The sequence below is a fragment of the uncultured Spongiibacter sp. genome, from assembly GCF_964011655.1.
Classification (GTDB): Bacteria; Pseudomonadota; Gammaproteobacteria; order Pseudomonadales; family Spongiibacteraceae; genus Spongiibacter; species Spongiibacter marinus.
The window spans coordinates 27,098-45,157 of sequence record NZ_CAXGPO010000022.1; the positions used below are offsets into that span (position 1 = coordinate 27,098).

At 56.0% G+C, this 18,060-nt stretch carries 19 protein-coding genes; 8 read left to right on the forward strand and 11 right to left on the reverse strand.

What is annotated here, in order from left to right:
• Window positions 1-2: 2 nt before the first annotated feature.
• The 10 genes from tatC to ABNS66_RS10820 form a co-directional block, all read right to left on the reverse strand.
• Window positions 3-770, reverse strand: coding sequence for a twin-arginine translocase subunit TatC (gene tatC / locus ABNS66_RS10775; RefSeq protein ID WP_204996202.1), 768 nt, complete (start codon window positions 768-770; stop codon window positions 3-5).
• Entirely contained in the window at window positions 767-1,219 is a 453-nt protein-coding gene (gene tatB, locus ABNS66_RS10780) for a Sec-independent protein translocase protein TatB (RefSeq protein ID WP_286837798.1), read from the reverse strand. The genes tatC and tatB overlap by 4 nt, the downstream gene beginning before the upstream one ends.
• Window positions 1,220-1,222: 3 nt before the next feature.
• On the reverse strand, window positions 1,223-1,462 hold the full coding sequence (gene tatA, locus ABNS66_RS10785; RefSeq protein WP_286837800.1) for a Sec-independent protein translocase subunit TatA: 240 nt from the start codon (window positions 1,460-1,462) through the stop codon (window positions 1,223-1,225).
• Between the two features lie 15 nt (window positions 1,463-1,477).
• Window positions 1,478-1,840, reverse strand: a complete 363-nt coding sequence (locus ABNS66_RS10790; protein WP_286693976.1) for a phosphoribosyl-ATP diphosphatase — start codon at window positions 1,838-1,840, stop codon at window positions 1,478-1,480.
• Window positions 1,830-2,231 carry a phosphoribosyl-AMP cyclohydrolase gene (gene hisI / locus ABNS66_RS10795; protein WP_204996206.1) on the reverse strand — a complete coding sequence of 134 codons (402 nt, stop codon included), beginning with the start codon at window positions 2,229-2,231 and terminating at the stop codon, window positions 1,830-1,832. The genes ABNS66_RS10790 and hisI overlap by 11 nt, the downstream gene beginning before the upstream one ends.
• Before the next feature lie 40 nt (window positions 2,232-2,271).
• Window positions 2,272-3,903, reverse strand: coding sequence for a ubiquinone biosynthesis regulatory protein kinase UbiB (gene ubiB, locus ABNS66_RS10800; RefSeq protein ID WP_286837802.1), 1,632 nt, complete (start codon window positions 3,901-3,903; stop codon window positions 2,272-2,274).
• 14 nt (window positions 3,904-3,917) lie between these two features.
• A complete protein-coding gene (locus ABNS66_RS10805) occupies window positions 3,918-4,532 on the reverse strand; it encodes an SCP2 sterol-binding domain-containing protein (RefSeq protein ID WP_036256368.1) in 615 nt (204 codons plus the stop codon).
• Between the two features lie 8 nt (window positions 4,533-4,540).
• On the reverse strand, window positions 4,541-5,290 hold the full coding sequence (gene ubiE / locus ABNS66_RS10810; protein WP_204996208.1) for a bifunctional demethylmenaquinone methyltransferase/2-methoxy-6-polyprenyl-1,4-benzoquinol methylase UbiE: 750 nt from the start codon (window positions 5,288-5,290) through the stop codon (window positions 4,541-4,543).
• Window positions 5,291-5,376: 86 nt separating this feature from the next.
• Window positions 5,377-6,045 carry a replication protein P gene (locus tag ABNS66_RS10815; protein ID WP_286693978.1) on the reverse strand — a complete coding sequence of 223 codons (669 nt, stop codon included), beginning with the start codon at window positions 6,043-6,045 and terminating at the stop codon, window positions 5,377-5,379.
• Window positions 5,954-7,096, reverse strand: a complete 1,143-nt coding sequence (locus tag ABNS66_RS10820) for a DnaT-like ssDNA-binding domain-containing protein (RefSeq protein WP_286837805.1) — start codon at window positions 7,094-7,096, stop codon at window positions 5,954-5,956. Before ABNS66_RS10820 ends, ABNS66_RS10815 begins: the two co-directional genes overlap by 92 nt.
• 77 nt (window positions 7,097-7,173) lie before the next feature.
• On the opposite strand from ABNS66_RS10820, the gene radA reads away from it, so the two are divergent.
• Window positions 7,174-8,535: a DNA repair protein RadA gene (gene radA, locus ABNS66_RS10825; RefSeq protein WP_286693980.1), complete on the forward strand. Its 1,362-nt coding sequence runs from the start codon at window positions 7,174-7,176 to the stop codon at window positions 8,533-8,535.
• Between the two features lie 21 nt (window positions 8,536-8,556).
• On the opposite strand, the gene ABNS66_RS10830 is transcribed toward radA, so the two are convergent.
• Window positions 8,557-11,022, reverse strand: a complete 2,466-nt coding sequence (locus ABNS66_RS10830; protein WP_204996211.1) for a penicillin-binding protein 1A — start codon at window positions 11,020-11,022, stop codon at window positions 8,557-8,559.
• A gap of 170 nt (window positions 11,023-11,192) precedes the next feature.
• Between ABNS66_RS10830 and ABNS66_RS10835 the strand changes: the two genes are divergently transcribed.
• The 7 genes from ABNS66_RS10835 to aroB are packed head-to-tail and all read left to right on the forward strand — an operon-like array spanning window position 11,193 to window position 17,858.
• The gene (locus ABNS66_RS10835; protein WP_286693982.1) at window positions 11,193-12,260 is read left to right on the forward strand and encodes a pilus assembly protein PilM; all 1,068 of its coding nucleotides are present in this window, start codon (window positions 11,193-11,195) and stop codon (window positions 12,258-12,260) included.
• Window positions 12,260-12,820 carry a PilN domain-containing protein gene (locus tag ABNS66_RS10840; RefSeq protein ID WP_204996212.1) on the forward strand — a complete coding sequence of 187 codons (561 nt, stop codon included), beginning with the start codon at window positions 12,260-12,262 and terminating at the stop codon, window positions 12,818-12,820. Before ABNS66_RS10835 ends, ABNS66_RS10840 begins: the two co-directional genes overlap by 1 nt.
• Before the next feature lie 3 nt (window positions 12,821-12,823).
• Entirely contained in the window at window positions 12,824-13,447 is a 624-nt protein-coding gene (gene pilO, locus ABNS66_RS10845) for a type 4a pilus biogenesis protein PilO (protein WP_204996213.1), read from the forward strand.
• Window positions 13,447-13,974, forward strand: a complete 528-nt coding sequence (locus ABNS66_RS10850) for a pilus assembly protein PilP (protein ID WP_286693984.1) — start codon at window positions 13,447-13,449, stop codon at window positions 13,972-13,974. Before pilO ends, ABNS66_RS10850 begins: the two co-directional genes overlap by 1 nt.
• 23 nt (window positions 13,975-13,997) lie before the next feature.
• A complete protein-coding gene (locus ABNS66_RS10855) occupies window positions 13,998-16,178 on the forward strand; it encodes a type IV pilus secretin PilQ family protein (RefSeq protein ID WP_286693985.1) in 2,181 nt (726 codons plus the stop codon).
• A gap of 7 nt (window positions 16,179-16,185) precedes the next feature.
• Window positions 16,186-16,716, forward strand: coding sequence for a shikimate kinase AroK (gene aroK / locus ABNS66_RS10860; protein WP_204996216.1), 531 nt, complete (start codon window positions 16,186-16,188; stop codon window positions 16,714-16,716).
• A 53-nt stretch (window positions 16,717-16,769) separates the two neighbouring features.
• Entirely contained in the window at window positions 16,770-17,858 is a 1,089-nt protein-coding gene (gene aroB, locus ABNS66_RS10865) for a 3-dehydroquinate synthase (RefSeq protein WP_286837807.1), read from the forward strand.
• The last annotated feature ends 202 nt before the right edge of the window (window positions 17,859-18,060 follow it).

Consider the following 18,060-nt stretch of genomic DNA (forward strand, 5'->3'; position numbering starts at 1 on the left):
GTTCATAGAGACGGGCGCTGGTCTTCCTCGTTCGCCGCAGGCCGCGACTGAATGAAACGGCCAAAGAATATTCCCACTTCAAACAGTAGCCACATTGGCAGCGCCAGTAGCATCTGCGAGATAACGTCTGGCGGTGTTAGCAGCATGCCCACGACAAAACAGGCCACCACCACGTACGCACGCTTGGCTGCGAGCTTTTCAGCACTGGTTACGCCGGCGCTAATCAGTAACACCGTGGCGATGGGGATTTCAAAGGCAATGCCGAAGGCCATAAAGAGCTTCAGTGCGGTGTCGAGAAAGCGCGAAATATCGGGTGTATAGGACACGCCCTCCGGTGTGATACTGCTGAAAAAGCCAAACACCAGTGGGAATACCACAACATAGGCAAAGGCCAGCCCGAGATAGAAGAGCAGCACGCTGGAAAACAACAGCGGCGCGGCAATACGCTTTTCGTGGCGATACATGCCGGGGGAGATAAAGGCCCATATCTGATGAAGAATCACCGGGATGGCCAGACAGACCGCCGACACAAGTACCAGTTTAAAGGGGGCGAGGAAGGTGGAGGCAACCTCGGTGGCGATCATGCCGCTGCCTTCTGGCAGGTACTGTTGCAATGGCTGCGAGACGAAAGCATAGATCTCGGAGGAAAAGGGCATAAGCCCCAGTGCGCAAATCAGCACTGCCAATACGATTCGCAATAAGCGGTCGCGCAGTTCAGTGAGGTGGGCAATCAGGGGTTGGCCTTGATCTTGGTCAGCGTCGATACTCATGGCGCGGGGTCGCTGCCTTTTTCTTTAGTGGGGGTGTTATTACTGGCGTCGGGGGCTGCTTCTGGGTCGGCCTCTGTCACTTCCGGGGCAATGGGGTGCTCGTCCAGCGCGGGCTCGGGCATGTCGTCCTCGGCGTCCTGCTTCGCATTGGCGCGGCTTAGCGAGCGCTCAACAGAGCGGATGTCGTCGGCGGCACTTTCAAGGCCGTCTCGCAGGGATTGTTTGCTGTCTTCCAGCGAAGCCATTATCGACTCATTGTGGAGCTGCCGGCGGATTTCATCGGCGCCGACCTCTCGTTCGATTTCCTGGCGAATGCTGGTAAAGCTTCTGCGCAGCCGTCCTAGCCATAAGCTGATTGTTCTCACTGCGGTTGGCAGGCGCTCGGGCCCCAATACCAGCAGACCGAGAACAGCGATCAGCAGCAGTTCGGCAAAGCCGATGTCAAACATGGTTTATTTTGACTCGCTTTTTTGTTCGCTTTGCTCGGCTTGAGTACTGTTGGCTTCGCCGTCGGCCTCTTTTTGCTCAATGTTTTTGGCCTTGTCGTCTTCGCCATCAAGGCTGTCTTTAAAGCCTTTTACGGCGCCGCCGAGGTCGCTGCCGATATTTTTAAGCTTCTTGGTACCAAACAACAGCACCACAATTGCCAGAATGATCAATAGTTGCCAGATACTAATACCACCAAGTCCCATTGCTACTTACCTCACTTATTGTTTGTTGTTGCCGCGCTGTGCTTTTTCATCATGGCCGGAAAGCCCAAAGCGCCGCGCAAGTTCATGTAAAACATCGCTGTGGTCGATGCCCAGGTGTTGAAGCATAACCATCGTGTGGAACCAGAGGTCTGCGGTCTCATAGATTACGTCTTGATGGTTGCCACTGTGCTCGGCATCCTTGGCGGCGATGATCGCTTCCACGGATTCTTCGCCGACCTTTTCCAGAATTTTGTTGAGCCCCTTGTGGTACAGGCTGGCTACATATGAGCTGTCGGCGTCAGCGCTTTTACGCTCGGCGAGCACCGCATCTAACTCACTGAGTATCGATGTATCCGCGGCATCAGAATTACTTGTCATAGATCTCTTCCGGGTTCTTTAGTACCGCTTCCTGGGTTTGCCACTGCGCCTCTTTCAGGCTGCGATAGAAGCAGCTCTGGCGCCCTGTATGGCAAGCGATGCCGCCTATTTGTTCAACCTGCATAAGAATTGCGTCGCCGTCGCAGTCTAGCGCGATGTCATGAAGCGTTTGTGTATGGCCGGAACTCTCACCCTTGCGCCACAAAGCGTTGCGCGAGCGCGACCAATAAACGGCGCGTTGCTCGCTCACGGTCAGTTCAAGCGCTTCGCGATTCATCCATGCCATCATCAGCACGCGACCACTGTGCACGTCTTGTGCAATGGCAGCGACCAAGCCAGCGTCATTCCATTTGACCTGGTCTAACCACTGTTTACTGTCTTGCCGCTGCATAAACATACTGCCTTCGTTTTCTGCGTGCGCCTACTTTACATTAGCGCGAGCGAATTAAGAAATATAAACCGGCGCCTAGCAAGGCGAGGCTCGCGGTGGGTAGTGACTGCAAGCCAAGGCTGATTTCCGGATCGGCGATCAATGCGGCGGCCAGCAGGGCGACGATACCCAGTCGTTGGTTTCGCGCGCGCCTGTCGCGTTGCTCAGCCTGTTTTTCCGCCTGTTGTAATTGCAGGCGCAGTGCGTCGTTTTGCGCTTGCTGCGGCGGTTGGCCGCGCTCAAGCAGCGTCTCGGGTAATTGCGGAAGTTGCTCCAGCCAGCCGGGCAGTCGGTGGCCGACGCGCTTCAGCATACTCTGGGGCGAATAGCGGTCGCGGATCCAGCGCTCCAAAAAAGGCATGGCGGTTGCCCATAGGTCGAGTTGCGGATACAGCTGGCGCCCCAGGCCCTCTACATTCAGCAAGGTCTTTTGCAACAGCACCAGCGAGGGTTGTACTTCCATATCGAAGCGGCGAGCAGTTTGAAACAGGTATACCAGCAACTGGCCGAAGGAAATTTCTGACAACGGTTTTTCAAAAATCGGTTCGCTGACGCTGCGGATGGCGGCTTCAAATTCGTGAACTTTGGTGTGCGGAGGCACCCAGCCGCACTCGACATGGAGCTCTGCGACTTCGCGGTAGTTGCGCTGGAAGATCGCCAGTAGGTTGCGCGCTAAATAGTACTGATCGAAGTCGCTGAGGCTGCCGATAATTGCGCAATCAATAGCGATGTACTGCGGCGACTGGGGGCGGCCTTCGGCAACGAAAATATTGCCGGGGTGCATGTCCGCGTGGAAAAAGCTGTCGCGAAAAACCTGGGTGAAGAAAATTTCCACGCCGCGTTCGGCGAGCTTCTTCATATCCGTGCCCTGTGCGTTCAGGGTCTCCACATCGGTAACGGGGATGCCGTGAATGCGCTCAATGACCAGCACGTTGCGGCGGGTATAGTCCCAGTAGACCTCGGGCACATAGAGAATATCTGAGGCGGCGAAATTGCGGCGCAGCTGCGAGGTATTGGCGCCTTCGCGCTGTAGGTCCAGCTCGTCATAGATGGTGTGACGATAGTCTTCAACGACCTCCTCGGGGCGAAGGCGGCGGCCATCGGGGAGGTGGCGGCGGACAATGCGAGCAATGCTCTGCATTAACTGGATGTCTTTGCCAATCGTGGTTTCGATGCCGGGGCGAACGACTTTAACGACGACCTGCTCGCCCGTCTTCAGCGTTGCGCAGTGCACCTGGGCAATGGAGGCCGAGGCCAGCGCGTCGCGATCGAAAGAGGCAAACACGTCATCGACGCTTTGGCCCAGCGCTTTTTCAATCACGGCGACCGCCTGGTCGCTGGGAAAAGGCGGTACGCGGTCTTGCAGTAATGCGAGTTCTTCGGCGATGTCGTCGGGCAGCAGGTCCCGCCGGGTAGAGAGCAGTTGGCCGAATTTGATAAAAATCGGCCCCAGCGACTCAAGGGCTAAGCGCAGTCGCTGCCCTCGGCTCAACGCCGGTGCAGGGCACAGGCGCCAGGGGCCGCAGCGCAGAAGTAGGCGCAATCGCAGTGGCAGTTTGTCCTGGGGAAGCAGCAAGTCGATGCGATAGCGACAGACGATAATGAGTATGGCAAGCAACCGGCGCAGGCCCATTCGGTATTCCTTTGTTACTGAGTTTTCAGGCGCTGCTGTAGGCGACGAAGTTTCGCTTCGAGACGCTCGCTGCGGGCGTTCAGGTCGTCGATATCTTTGAACATCGCTTCTGCCTGCAGGGGGTGGGGCAAGAGTCGACTCTCTTCTAATAAAAAGTCTTCAAGCTGGCGGCGCAGGTTTTTCCCGGTCCCGCTCAGCCAGCGATGCCCGGCGCGCAAGCCCCGGCCAATTTGGTGTGCGGCAACGTCGCCAAAGGCCTCGGCCAGTGGGTGTTCCCAGTCTAGTTGCAATTCGGCCAGTAGCTTGCGCAATGCGAGCAGGGGGGCGGTGTCGCCGCTGACTTGAATATTGCCGTTAATCAACGCTGCCGCCGGATCGTCAGCGGAGGCGACGGCGGCGAAGTCTCGCCAGTGCCCTCTCAGTGCGGTGCTCGGTGATTGTGGTGCGTGCAGCCCCAGTTTTAGTCGCTTGCCGTTAATGCTGAGCCCGATATTCAAGTCGGGCTCGCGCAGTTCCAGGGCAAAGCTTTCGCCGTCGAGCTCGGCGAGTTTGGCGGCGCTACTCGGGTCGAGCTGCAGTGCTCGGTTGACCGCGTCCTCCAGCCCTGAGAGGGCTGCAGTGCTGATCATGGGGGGGATCACGGCTTGACGCCCCGGTGAACGGCAACCACGCCGGCCGTCATATTGTGGTAGCGGACCTCGGCAAAACCGGCTTCGGCCATCATTTCCTTAAGGGTTTCCTGGTCCGGGTGCATGCGAATGCTCTCGGCGAGATAGCGGTAGCTGTCTTCGTCATTGGTGATGAGCTTGCCCATGCGCGGCAGAATATCGAAGGAGTAGCGGTCGTAGACCTTGCTCATTAACTCATTGGTCGGCTTGGAGAATTCCAACACCAGCAAACGCCCGCCTGGTTTCAGTACGCGCAACATAGAGCGCAGCGCGGCGTCTTTGTCGGTGACATTACGCAGGCCAAAGGCGATCGTAATGCAGTCGAAGCTATTGTCCGGGAAGGGCAGGCACTCGGCGTTGGCCTGCACATACTCAATATTACCGACAATGCCGCGATTGGTTAGTTTTTCGCGGCCCACCTGGAGCATTGAGTCGTTGATATCGGCAAGCACAACCTTGCCTTCACTGCCAACTAAACGGCTGAATTTGGCCGCCAAGTCGCCGGTGCCGCCCGCGATGTCGAGCACGCTATTGCCGCGTCGGACGCCGGAAAGCTCGATGGTGAAACGCTTCCAAAGTCGGTGAATGCCCCCGGACATGAGGTCGTTCATTAAGTCGTATTTGCCGGCTACCGAGTGAAAGACACCGGCTACCATGTTTACTTTCTCACCGCGGTTGACGGTTTTAAAACCGAAGTGGGTTGTTTTGTCGTCTGCCATAGTCTTTGTCCCGAGGGGCGTGGGGCGCTGATCGCGCGTGTGCGGCGATATTGTATCCGCTGCGACGGCGGCCTGCACGGCCGTTGTTAGATATTCAATTTACTGCGCATTTCCCGCATACGACGGCGCTGTTCTTCCGGTTCCAGAGGCTTTGCCTCCGGTGCGGGAAGCGCCTCTGGATGCGGGGGTTCTAGTGTGTGACCGCTGCGCACCTGCTCGCACAGCGCCTGGTAGTGGCGCTTGTAGACCGGGAAGGCCTGCTGCTCGGTATTGTTTGCCAGAAAATACCAATCGCTTTTGCGTCCAGCGTGGTAAACCGCGGGGTGGGACCAGCGGTATTCATTTTTGGGTGAGGGCGCTCTGCAAGCCTCTACATAGGCGCTGTGGGGGTCTGGCAGGCCCAGTGCTTGGTCGTCGGGTTCACAGTATTTCAAAATGCCTTTGATCGTCGGCAGGAATTCAGACTCGCGAATAGCGCGATGACAGGCTGCGGTAATTTGCTCTGGTGGAATATGGCAAAGGTTGCTGAACCAAAGCTTCTTGGCATAAGAGAGCTTTTCGGCGTTTGCGAAGGCTTTGTTGTATTGGTTGTGATAGACGAGCTCAAACTCCGCAAACATGCGGTTGATGGCGTCGATAACAGCGCTCTTATCCGGCAGTGGCTTAGAGGCCGTCGGCCCAGCTTCTGTCGGTGTGTTTGTCGATGAAGCCAGTTGCCGCTTGGCTTGATCCAGAAGCTTTTTGCTGTCGTGCATCGTATTTGTCCAGTTGGTGACTGTGTGCCCAGCGATATTTTACATGCTGTAGAAACTTTGTATTCCAGGAGCGTTGGGTCTGGCCGCTGTCACGCCAGAACAGTATAAACTCGGGAATCTGCTCGCGGGCAAAGTCGGCATCGATCCTCGCCATGCGCAAAATTTCAAAGACTTCCGGGCTGGGTTGCCAGTCGTTGCGAATCGGCACATGGGCCTGTTCGTGGCTGACGGCATTCGTGTATCGCGCCCACTGCAATCGAATATGTTGTAGGAATCGAGAGTTCCAGTTGCTATCTTGCGTGCCGCGCTCGCGCCAGTAAAGAATGAACTCGGGAATGGCGTCTTCAATGAAGTGCTCACTGATGCCGTCGCGCAGCAGGATGTCGAGAGCGTCTCGGCTGGGGCGCCAGTGATTGTCGATGACTTGGTGCCGGGCTTGCTCTATTTCAGCGTATTGCTGTTTTTTCCAGCGGCGGCTGACGTACTGGCTAAATGTGCTGCTCCAGGAGCTTCTGGCTTCGCCGCTTTCGCGGTAGTGGGCGATGAACTCGGGTATACACGCTTCGATAAAGTGGTTGCTCACCCGGTTGAAGCGGGTGAGGTACTCCACGGCGGCGGGGTCGGGGCGCCAATCGGCACTAATAAGCTGGCGTCCGGGAACGGCTTGGGTGGGGGCGCTGCTGCGCGCTGCCGGTTCGGGCCGTGTTGATGCCGGCCGAGCTGGGGCGTTTTGGGGCGCGCCGGTTTGCTGAGCGGGCATGGCAAAGCGAATGTTGCGGGCATTGCTGATCAGCGCGCCGCCGATAATAATGAGCCCCTGGTCGTGGAGTTGTTGAAGCAGGCGGTCAATATCGGCGCTTTGCCAGAACGGCAGTTGTTCTTCGAGCCGCTGGCGGTCAATAAGCAACCAGTCTTGACCCTGACGTGGGCGGACTTCCAGCAGGGGCTGCCAGTCGGCGAGCAACTGGTATAGCAGGGCGCACTCCAGGCCAATGGTTGCTGCCAGAGTGGGCGATACCAGTAGGGGTCTTTCCAGTAGTGGCGCCGACATGAATCATTATCCTCGCTTGGCAGAGTATTGTACGGGCTAGTCGCCTGTTCTGTCAGCACAGCAGCGGAGCACAAAGTATGGCGAAGGCCAAAACAGCCTATGTTTGTAGTGATTGCGGTTCCGACCATCGCAAGTGGCAAGGGCAGTGTCAGGACTGTGGCGCCTGGAATACGCTTACCGAGGTGCGCTTGGCTGCGGCAGGTGCCGCCTCGGCGCCTGCTGGGCGCCAAGGCTATGCCGGCGCTGTTGGCGAACTGCAAAGTCTGTCGAGCGTTCAAATAGAGGATTTACCGCGAATTGCCAGCGGCTTTGAAGAGCTGGACCGGGTGCTCGGCGGTGGCTTTGTACCGGGTTCGGCGGTGCTGCTTGGCGGTCACCCCGGGGCGGGGAAGAGCACCTTGTTGTTACAGGTGCTGTGCCGCTTGGCGACGCGCAGCCGCTGTTTGTATGTCACCGGGGAGGAGTCACTGCAGCAAGTGGCCTTGCGTGCACGCCGTCTTGGTTTGTCGGCAGAGGAGTTGCAGTTGTACTCCGAAACCAGTCTGGAGGCGGTATTGGCGCAGGCGAATCAGCACCGGCCGTCGGTGTTGGTGGTCGACTCGATTCAGGTATTACATAGCGAGCAGGTGAGTTCGGCGCCCGGCAGTGTTTCCCAGGTTCGCGAGTGCGCCGCGGCGTTAACGCGCTTTGCCAAGCAGACCAATACGGTGTTGATTATGGTGGGCCATGTGACCAAAGACGGTGCGCTGGCTGGCCCGAAGGTGTTGGAGCACATCATTGATTGCTCGATTATGTTTGAGGGCGGCAGTGACAGCCGTTATCGCACCCTGCGCGGCCATAAAAACCGCTTTGGCGCGGTGAATGAACTGGGGGTGTTTGCCATGACCGAGCAGGGCCTGAAAGAGGTTAAGAACCCGTCGGCGATTTTCCTGAATCGCGGTGATGTGCAGGCGGCTGGCAGCGTTGTGATGGTGGTGTGGGAGGGCACTCGTCCTCTGTTGGTAGAGATCCAGGCGCTGGTGGATGAAAGTAATTACGGCAATCCCCGTCGTGTTGCGGTGGGGTTAGAGCAGAACCGCTTGGCGATGTTGCTGGCGGTGCTCCACCGCCATGGAGGATTGCAGCTCGGCGATCAGGACGTATTCGTCAATGTGGTTGGTGGCGTCAAGGTGCTGGAAACCGGGGCGGATCTGGCACTGTTGTTCGCCATCGTATCGAGTTTTCGCGACCGCGCCTTGCCCGAAGACTTGGTCGTTTTTGGCGAGGTGGGCTTGTCGGGGGAAATTCGTCCTGTGCCCAGTGGGCAAGAGCGCCTTCAGGAAGCGAAAAAGCACGGCTTTAGCCGCGCTATCGTGCCTAAGGCGAATGCTCCCCGCGGCGATATCGCAATGGATGTCGTCGCGGTCAGCACGCTTGCCGAGGCCATCGAGGCAATGTAACGCTGCCTCGCTGCGGCGCCTTTAGAACAGTTCTATAGGCTCGCCGCTGTCTTCTCCATAAGGGCTGCTGCCACCGCTGCTTGTGTTCACAGTAGTGGGCGCATTCTCTGCCCGGAAGTATTCAAAGATTGCATTGCTCTGCCCCGGCGCGGCCAGGGTGCCGGTTTCCGGGTCAATACGCACCGACACGATACCCTCGGGTTGTTTTAGGTAGCGCTCCTGGCGGCCCTGCAGTGCGACTTTCATGTAGTCGATCCAGATTGGCAGGGCAACAGAGCCACCGTACTCGCGGCGGCCGAGCTTCTGGTTTTGGTCGAAGCCGACCCATGTGGAGGTGACCACGCCGCTGCTGTAGCCAGAGAACCAGGCGTCGGTTGGCCCGTTTGTGGTTCCCGTCTTGCCGGCAGCATCGCCGCGTTTTAGGACTCGGGCTTTGCGCCCGGTGCCGCGTGATATAACGTCCTTGAGAATGCTGTCGATAAGGAAGACAACTTCCTCGTCGATCACTCTCTCTGCCAGATCCTGCTGGCCGGCGGCGGTGTCGGCATGGAGGTCATCCAAAGAATCTGCTTCCACCATGCTATCGATGTCGTCGAGTCTGTCCAGGCCGGCTTCGCAGTTGCGGCAGGCGACTTTCGGTTCAGCGCGGTAAAGGGTGTTGCCATCGCGGTCGATGATTTGTTCTATCAGCCACGGCGACACCTTATAGCCGCCGTTGGCAAACGTGGCGTAGCCGGTAACCACGTCGAGAGGCGTCAGTGAGTGGCTGCCCAACGCAAGAGAGAGGTCTCTTGGGAGGGTGCGGCCGTCGAAGCCAAAGCGGGAGACATAGTCGATGGCGGTATTGATTCCCAGCTCTCGTAAAAGTCGAATCGATACCAGGTTCCTAGACAGGTACAAGGCTTTGCGCAGTCGCATTGGGCCGTTAAATTTGCCGTTGGAGTTGCTCGGGCGCCACGTTCCCCCCAGTGAGGCGTCGTCGAATACGATGGGGGCATCATTGATGATACTTGCTGGTGTAAAGCCATTGGCCAGTGCAGCGGTGTAAATAAAGGGTTTAAACGCTGAGCCTGGTTGCCGGGCAGCCTGGGTGACGCGGTTGAATGAGCTTCGCTGATAGCTATAGCCGCCGACCAAACTGAGAATGGCGCCGGTGTCTGCGTCCAGTGAAACCAACGCTCCCTGAATGGCGGGTAGCTGTGAAAAAATCCAGCGCTTGGGGAGTGATGAGCTCATGCGCAGTCTGACAACGTCGCCAGGGGCGATAAGTTCATCTACGGATTCCACTTCGTAGCTATTTCGGTCTTCATTAATATAACGAACGCTGCCGGCAAAACCCTGCTCCCAGTCGAGGGTGGTTTGCTCGCCGGTGGCGAGTAAGAATGTTGCGCTCTGGCTCTCTATGTGGAGAACAAGGGCTGGGTGCCAGGGGCCGATGGCGCCAATGTCGCGAAGCTTGTCGCTAAAGTGCTCGCGCTGTTGCTCGTTGAAATCGGCGGGGAGCGGCCATTGTTGTTCAGGGCCCCGATAACCGTGGCGACGATCGTATTCGATAACGCCGTTTATAACGGCTTGGTTTGCGGCAGTTTGTAGGGTGCTGTCTACGCTGGTGATAACGCTGTAGCCGTTTTCATAGGCATCGCGGCCATAGCGTTTCAGCATTTCGACGCGGACCATTTCGGCGGCGTAGGCGGCACTGACGTCGAGTTGTGTACCGTGTCGGCGGGCGGTGATGTTTTGCTGTTTAGCCGCTTGGTAATCGGCTTGGTTGATATAGCCCAGCGCAAACATTCGGCCGAGTATCCAGTTTCGGCGAATCCGGGCTCGCTCTGGGTTGGCAACAGGGTTGTAGGCCGATGGGGCTTTGGGTAGTCCGGCGATCATTGCCATTTGGGCAAGGCTGAGTTCCTTAATGGACTTGCCGTAATAAGTTTGCGCGGCGGCCTCGATGCCATAGGAGTGGTTGCCGAGAAAGATTTTGTTGAGGTAGAGCTCGAGGATGTCGCCTTTGCTGAGTTTGCGCTCTATTTCGATGGCGAGAAAAATTTCGGTGAATTTACGCGTGAAGGTGCGCTCTTGGCTTAAAAAGTAGTTCTTTGCGACTTGCATGGTAATGGTCGAGCCGCCGGTTTGAATGCTGCCGCTGGTGATCAACTGCGATGCCGCGCGCAGCAAACTGGTGAGGTCGACGCCGCGGTGTTGGTAGAAGCGGTCGTCCTCGGCGGCCAGAAACGCCTTGATGAATGTGTCGGGGACTTCTTGAATGCTGACCGGTGAGCGGCGTTTTTCGCCGAATTCACCGATAACCTGGCCGTCTCTGCTATATATACGCAGAGGTGTTTGCAGCTCGACATCGCGTAATTTTTCCGCCTCGGGGAGCCGTGGCGCTATGTACAGGAAGGCGGCGCAGAACACCATGACAGCGCCACAGGCACCAAGGAGTGCCAGAAGGCTAAAAGAACGTAACAGCGAAGTAGTGCGAGCCATATTTTTCCAGTTATGCCAATGGGCTTTTAAAACGCGGACAATAGGATACCCAAATCTGTGACACTATCCGGGTATTTTTTTCATAACTATTTGCGCAATGGTATACACTGGTATTTAATCTTGCATATAAGAATTCGCCCTAAGTCCACGATGTAAATAGGAAAATAACAGTGCTAGATGGCTTGTTAGGCGGTCAAAAATCTCGCAATTTGCTCGGTGTAGATATCAGTTCCAGTGCGGTAAAAGTGCTGGAGTTGAGTCGTAGCGGGGAAAAACTTCGCGTTGAAAGCTACGCCGTAATGTCGCTGCCGCCTCAGTCCGTGGTTGAAAAAAATGTGGTTGAGGTCGAAGCCGTCGGTGAAATCATTAAGGCCGTATACAACCGCTCTCGGAGCAAGGTGACCAAGGCCGCGGCCGCTGTGCCCGGGTCTGCGGTGATTACCAAAATGCTGCGAATGCCCGCTGATATGAATGATAACGCCATGGAGGCGCAGATCTCCCTGGAAGCTGATCAATACATTCCCTATCCGCTTGATGAGGTGGCGCTGGACTTCGAGGTTGTCGATGTTGCCGAGGACGAGCCGGATCAAGTTGAAGTCATGCTGGTGGCCTGCCGCCGGGACAACGTCGATAGTCGCGTTGAAGCGCTGGAGATCGGTGGTCTGGAACCGAAGGTGATGGACGTTGAGGCCTACGCGGTGGAGCGCAGCTTTGAGCTGATGGCGCCGCAGATTGGCGTGGATGAAAATACCGTTGTCGCGATCGTCGACATCGGCGCGAGCATGACCTCGCTAAGTGTGATCGTCGATGGTGAGACGGTATACACGCGCGACCAAGTGTTCGGTGGTCGTCAGCTCACCGAGGAAATTCAGCGTCGCTACGGCTTGAGTGCCGAAGAGGCGGGATTGGCGAAGAAACAGGGCGGCCTGTCGGATGACTACGACAGTGAGGTGCTGGCGCCCTTTAAAGAAGCCGCCATTCAGCAGGTTTCGAGGTCTTTGCAATTCTTCTTTTCGGCGAGTCAATACAGTGCCGTTGATACTATTTTACTCGCCGGCGGCGTTGCCGCGATGCAGGGTTTGGCTGAAATGGTCGAAGAGCGCCTGGGCGTAAATACGGTGGTTGCGAATCCCTTTGCCAATATGGCGATTGCCTCAGGAGTCGATGCCATGCGCTTGAGCAATGATGCTCCTGCCATGCTGGTGGCTTGCGGTTTGGCGCTGAGGAGTTTCGACTGATGGCGAATATTAACCTTTTGCCCTGGCGTGAAGAGCGCCGCCAGCTAATCAAGAAGCAGTTTCTTATTATTCTGGGTGCCTCGGTGGCGGTTGCCGCACTGCTGATCATGCTGACGATGAGTATTTTTAACAGCGCCATTAGCGGCCAGGAAGGCCGTAATCAGTATTTGCAAAGCCACATAAAACGCATAAACAAAGAGGTGGCTGAAATTCGTGATCTGGAGCTGCGCAGACAACAGCTGCTCGACAGAATGAATATTATCCAAAACCTTCAGGGCACACGCCCGTTAATTGTGCGGGTTTTTGATGAGATGGTTCGCACGCTACCTGACGGCCTGTTCTTTACCTCTGTGGTTCGCTCCGGCAATCGCATCGATGTTGAAGGCATTGCAGAGTCGAATAACCGGGTGTCGAGCCTGATGCGTAAATTAGACGCTTCCAGCTGGTTTTCCGAGCCAAACCTTACGGCGGTGAAGGCAGCAGAGGAATACGGTGATCAGGCGAGCAACTTCAAGCTTTCCTTCCGTATCAGCGCCCCTTCCCCTGAGAAGGAGAAATAAGAGATGGCCGTGCAGTGGCAGGAGTGGGTTGACGAGGTCAAACAGTTTGATATCAACGATATCAACGAGGGCAATATTGGTGCGTGGCCGGTACTGGTTCGCGCTGCGCTCTGGGTGTTGGCCTTTGTGCTGGTATTGGTAGGCGGCTATTTTTACGTGATTGCCGACTTGCGAGTGGAGCTGGACAACGCCGTTGCCAAGGAAGCGAAGCTAAAAACAGAGTTTGAGAAAAAAGCATTTAAAGCGGCGAAGCTCGAACCGCTTAAAAAACAAATGGCGGAAATGGAAGAGTCATTTGGTATTTTGCTGGGGCAGCTGCCGGCCGATACCGAAGTGCCCGGCCTGCTTGAGGATATGACCGAAAAAGCCGTGGATAACGGCTTGGAAATTGACAGCATTAAGCTGCAGCCGGAGCGTACGCAAGAATTTTATATTGAGCTGCCCATCGCCATCGAAGTGGAGGGCACCTACCACGATTTGGCGGCCTTTGTGAGCGGTATTGCGAGCTTGCCGAGAATCGTGACGCTCCACGATTACAAAATCAAAACGAACAAGCAGCTTGGCACCCAAAGCATGTCGATCACCGCGAAAACGTATCGCTACAAAGAAATTGACGGGGGATCGTAATGAGATATTTACGGCTCGCCATACCTGTGCTGTCCACGACGCTGCTGGCATGCAGCAACAGTGGGCAATACGCCGATATTGATGCCTTTGTCGCCGAAAAGCGTGCAGCGCCCAGTGGTGTTATTGAGCCGATTCCCGCCCTGCAGGCTTATCGTGCCTTTACCTACACCGCATCTGGCTTGCGTGGCCCCTTCACGCAGCCCGTGGACGTAAAAGAAATTGCGCGACTGGAAGCATCTTCCAATGTGAAGCCCAATCTAGAGCGTGAGCGCGAATATTTAGAAAGCTTCTCTATCGATGCGTTGAAAATGGTTGGCACGGTGCGCTTGAACAAGGTGTTGTGGGCGCTGATGAAAACCCCCGATGGCGGTGTGCACCGAGTCAAAGAGAATAATTATTTGGGCCGCAACCACGGCAAGATTATGAAAGTTGGCGACAACTTTATTTCGGTTGTTGAAATTGTTTCCACCGGCGGAGAAGGCTGGGTGGAACGGCCGCGCTCTTTAGAGCTGAGTAGCGGTAAGTGAGAATTCGAGAGGCGGAGAGATTCATGAAAACCCGAACGCAGAAGCACCTCGCCGTGCAGTACATGGCGCGAGGCCATCGCGCACTTATGGGCCAGTGTTTACTGCTGATATCCCTGCTCGCGTCGGCCGCTGTGTCGGCATCGAATCTGACTGATGTGGAATTCAATGCCCTGGAGGGCGGCCGCTTTGAGGCGCGCTTCCAGTTTGATGGCGCTGCGCCCGAAGTGAAGGGCTACACCATTGAAAAGCCTGCGCGCATTGCATTGGACTTGATTGGTGCAAAGAATCAGCTCGACCAGAAAAAATTTCCGCTGGCGTATGACAATGCCAGCAGTGCCATTGTGCTGGAGGGGCGGGATCGCACCCGCGTGGTACTGAACTTAGTCAGCCTGGCGCCCTACGAAACGCGAGTGGAAGGGAACGAGTTGGTCGTCGCGGTAGGTGGCGGCGGCAGCAAGGCCTACCTCAAGGAAAAGTATAACAACCCTGTTTTGTCGATGGCTGAAGCCGCTCCTGAAGCGAGCGGCAATCGCATCACTGACCTGGATTTTCGCCGCGGCGATGCCGGTGAGGGCCGTCTGGTCATTAAGCTGGCTGACGACAAGGCGGACATTAATGTCTTTGTCGAAGGGCCGCGAATCAAAATTGACTTTAGTGGTGTTGCACTCCCGGAGAGCCTTCAGCGACGTTTCGACGTGGCTGATTTCGCCACGCCGGTTAAGTTGATAGACGCGCGCATGGGGGAGAAGGGCGCGAAGTTATCGCTGGATGCGCGTGGAGAGTATGACTATCTCGCCTACCAAACCGACAATGAGTATGTGGTTAGCGTCAAGCCGCTGACAAAGGCAGAGGTGGAAGAGCGTCGCAAAGAATTTGCCTTTGTCGGCGAAAAGCTGTCGCTCAACTTCCAGGACATTGAGGTGCGCTCGGTTCTGCAGTTGATTGCCGACTTCACTGAACTCAACCTGGTGGCCAGTGATACCGTAAAGGGGAATATCACCCTGCGCTTGCAGAATGTGCCTTGGGACCAAGCGCTGGAGTTAGTGCTGAAAACAAAGGGCTTAGACAAGCGCCAAGTTGGCAACGTGCTGATGGTGGCGCCTGCTGCGGAGATCGCCGAGCGTGAGCGTCAGGAGATTGAGGCGCAGAAACAGGTCGAGGAGCTGGCCCCGCTACAGAGTGAATTTATTCGTATTCGCTATGCGGATGCCTCAGAACTCTTCAAGCTATTTAAAAACGAAGGTGATGGCGACGGTGGTAGCGGCGAGGGTTCTGCCAAGAGCATTTTGTCGCCGCGCGGAAATGTTATTGTCGATGAACGCACCAATTCTCTGTTGATTACGGAGACCGCGGATCGACTTGAAGAGTTTCGCCGTTTGGTGGCGCTGATTGATGTGCCGGTGCGCCAAGTACAAATTGAGGCGCGTATTGTTCGCGCTTCATCCGACTTCGATCGCGCTCTGGGTGTGCGTTGGGGCGGCGCCTACGTGAAGCAGAAAGGCAATGAAATTTATTCTGCAAATGGTGATTTGGAGAGTGATCAGGCCACACGAAATAATTTTGTCGACGCCTTGGTGAGCGGCTCAAATAGCTTTGACGCCGTCCCCGGTTTGGTGACAGATCTGGGTGTTGCCGGTGCAGCGGGCTCCTTTGCCCTGGGTTATATCGGCTCTGATGTGTTGCTGAACTTGGAGCTTTCTGCACTGGAGTCGAAGGGCCGCGGTGAAGTTGTCTCCCAGCCGCGCATCGTCACCGGCGATAAGGAGCCCGCCATTATCAAAGCGGGTACCGAAATTCCCTACCCAGAGAGTTCGGCCAGCGGTGAAACAACGATTGCCTTCAAAGAAGCGGTGCTGAAGCTGGATGTCACGCCAATTATTACGCCTGACGACCGAATTATTATGGATTTGATCATTAATCAGGATACGGTAGGGGATCTGGTGATCGCGACCGGTCTTGGTGGTCAGGTGCCGACCATTGACACTACCGAATTGCAGACGCGCGTTTTGGTCAGCAATGGTGAAACCGTTGTTTTGGGCGGCGTCTACGATCAGCTGGATGTTGAAACCGTAACGAAGGTACCCTTCCTGGGCGATATCCCCTTCCTGGGGCGTCTGTTTAAATCTACCAGTGTGACTCGCGAGAAGCAGGAAACACTTATTTTTATTACTCCACGGATACTCGCGGACAGTTTGATAGATTGATGGAGCAATGCGGAAAACGGAAGTTATATATTTAGTCGGGCCAATGGGGGCAGGGAAGAGCACCATTGGTAAGCTGCTGGCTGACAGCCTGAACATGGAATTCTACGACGTCGATCGAGAGATTGAAGAGCGAGCCGGGGTAGACATACCCTGGATATTCGACATGGAAGGCGAGGAAGGCTTTCGCGAGCGTGAGGCGCAGATGCTTAGCGACCTCAGTGACAGTCCCGGAGCGGTAGTTTCTACTGGTGGTGGTGCGGTGCTGCGCGATGATAATCGCGCATTGATGATGACGCGGGGTACGGTTGTTTATCTTCGCACCTCGGTTGACGAACAAATTCGGCGCACAGCGAAAGACCGCAAGCGACCCTTGCTTCAGCAGGGTAATCCTGAGGAGACGCTTAGGCGCTTAATGGCCGAACGAGAACCCCTCTATTTGCAGTTGGCTGACTACAGTATTACCACTGATCAGCGAAGCCCACGCACAGTCGTGCAAGAGTTGGTTGAAAAAATTCGCAGCGGCGACCTGTCGTCGTGATGCTGATATAATTTCCCGCCTACCTCTTTCCACTAACAATATCGGGCAATTCCATGAAGCAGCTTCAGGTGTCGCTGGGTGAGCGCAGCTACCCTATTTTCATTGGTCGCGATTTACTGGCCGGCGAAGGCCTGGACTGGCAGCGTTACATGGGCGGCAAGCAGGCCTGTGTTGTTAGCAATGATCGCGTGGCTCCCCTCTACCTCGATGCAGTTGCTAGGCAGCTTGAAGGCAAGCAACTCTCCACGGTGGTTCTGCCCGACGGCGAAGCGAATAAGACGCTGGATGTTATGGCCACCGTTTTTGATCGCCTGCTCACCGATAACCACAACCGCAGCACTACGCTGATCGCCCTGGGTGGCGGTGTCGTAGGAGATATGTGCGGTTTCGCAGCAGCGAGTTACCAGCGAGGCGTCGCTTTTATTCAGCTGCCAACTACGCTGTTAGCGATGGTTGACTCCTCTGTTGGAGGGAAGACGGGCGTTAACCATCCGCTCGGTAAAAACATGATTGGTGCCTTTCACCAGCCTGAGTGTGTGGTGGCCGATCTGAGTTTGTTGGACAGCTTGCCAGAGCGCGAATACGCGGCGGGTATCGCTGAGGTGATCAAGTACGGGCTCATCTGCGACGCGCCTTTCTTTGAGTGGTTAGAGCAAAATATCGATGCACTGATGGCTCGCGATGGCGAGGCCCTGGCTGAGGCGGTGTTTCGCAGCTGTGAAAACAAAGCCAAAGTGGTCGCTGAAGACGAGAGAGAAGGCGGGCGTCGCGCTATCTTGAATCTCGGGCACACTTTTGGCCACGCAATAGAAACCGCCGAAGGCTACGGAAGCTGGCTGCACGGCGAGGCGGTTGCCGCGGGAATGTCGCTGGCAATGGCCTTGTCAGTATCGCTGGGGTGGTTGGATGCAGAGGTATTGCGCCGTGGCAATGCGCTAATGGTGAAAGCCGGTCTGCCAATATCGCCCCCGCCAGCGATGAATGTGGCGCAGTTCCTGCAACTCATGGGCCGCGACAAGAAAGTGATAGATGGGCGCTTGCGCCTGGTGCTTTTACAGGGCCTGGGTGAGGCGGTGGTTACCGAGGCGGCGAGCCCGGAGCAAATCGCGCAGATATTGGTCGATGCAGGTGTCCAGCCATAAGATTTTTGGCTGAAATTTGAGCAATTTTTGGTCGGCGTTTGTCCGGCTTGCTGCATACGTGTAGAATGTCCCTCCTTTTTTCGGGTACGCAAGCGTGCGCCGAGCTGTCATTTCGACTATCTGCTTGTTTTTCTTATATATTTTGTGAGAGTCGTTTTATGAGTACAGGCCTGTACAGACCTGAAGATGTGCGCGACAACTG

What these genes read in the sequence shown, in the direction of transcription:
- radA (WP_286693980.1), top strand. Translation starts at nt 7,174, where the DNA reads ATGGCGAAGGCCAAAACAGCCTATGTTTGTAGTGATTGCGGTTCCGAC.
- tatB (WP_286837798.1), bottom strand. Translation starts at nt 1,219, where the DNA reads ATGTTTGACATCGGCTTTGCCGAACTGCTGCTGATCGCTGTTCTCGGT.
- ABNS66_RS10790 (WP_286693976.1), bottom strand. Translation starts at nt 1,840, where the DNA reads ATGACAAGTAATTCTGATGCCGCGGATACATCGATACTCAGTGAGTTA.
- aroB (WP_286837807.1), top strand. Translation starts at nt 16,770, where the DNA reads ATGAAGCAGCTTCAGGTGTCGCTGGGTGAGCGCAGCTACCCTATTTTC.
- ABNS66_RS10830 (WP_204996211.1), bottom strand. Translation starts at nt 11,022, where the DNA reads ATGGCTCGCACTACTTCGCTGTTACGTTCTTTTAGCCTTCTGGCACTC.
- ABNS66_RS10820 (WP_286837805.1), bottom strand. Translation starts at nt 7,096, where the DNA reads ATGTCGGCGCCACTACTGGAAAGACCCCTACTGGTATCGCCCACTCTG.
- tatC (WP_204996202.1), bottom strand. Translation starts at nt 770, where the DNA reads ATGAGTATCGACGCTGACCAAGATCAAGGCCAACCCCTGATTGCCCAC.
- hisI (WP_204996206.1), bottom strand. Translation starts at nt 2,231, where the DNA reads ATGCAGCGGCAAGACAGTAAACAGTGGTTAGACCAGGTCAAATGGAAT.
- ABNS66_RS10840 (WP_204996212.1), top strand. Translation starts at nt 12,260, where the DNA reads ATGGCGAATATTAACCTTTTGCCCTGGCGTGAAGAGCGCCGCCAGCTA.
- tatA (WP_286837800.1), bottom strand. Translation starts at nt 1,462, where the DNA reads ATGGGACTTGGTGGTATTAGTATCTGGCAACTATTGATCATTCTGGCA.
- ABNS66_RS10815 (WP_286693978.1), bottom strand. Translation starts at nt 6,045, where the DNA reads ATGCACGACAGCAAAAAGCTTCTGGATCAAGCCAAGCGGCAACTGGCT.
- aroK (WP_204996216.1), top strand. Translation starts at nt 16,186, where the DNA reads ATGCGGAAAACGGAAGTTATATATTTAGTCGGGCCAATGGGGGCAGGG.
- ABNS66_RS10855 (WP_286693985.1), top strand. Translation starts at nt 13,998, where the DNA reads ATGAAAACCCGAACGCAGAAGCACCTCGCCGTGCAGTACATGGCGCGA.
- pilO (WP_204996213.1), top strand. Translation starts at nt 12,824, where the DNA reads ATGGCCGTGCAGTGGCAGGAGTGGGTTGACGAGGTCAAACAGTTTGAT.
- ubiE (WP_204996208.1), bottom strand. Translation starts at nt 5,290, where the DNA reads ATGGCAGACGACAAAACAACCCACTTCGGTTTTAAAACCGTCAACCGC.
- ubiB (WP_286837802.1), bottom strand. Translation starts at nt 3,903, where the DNA reads ATGGGCCTGCGCCGGTTGCTTGCCATACTCATTATCGTCTGTCGCTAT.
- ABNS66_RS10850 (WP_286693984.1), top strand. Translation starts at nt 13,447, where the DNA reads ATGAGATATTTACGGCTCGCCATACCTGTGCTGTCCACGACGCTGCTG.
- ABNS66_RS10805 (WP_036256368.1), bottom strand. Translation starts at nt 4,532, where the DNA reads ATGATCAGCACTGCAGCCCTCTCAGGGCTGGAGGACGCGGTCAACCGA.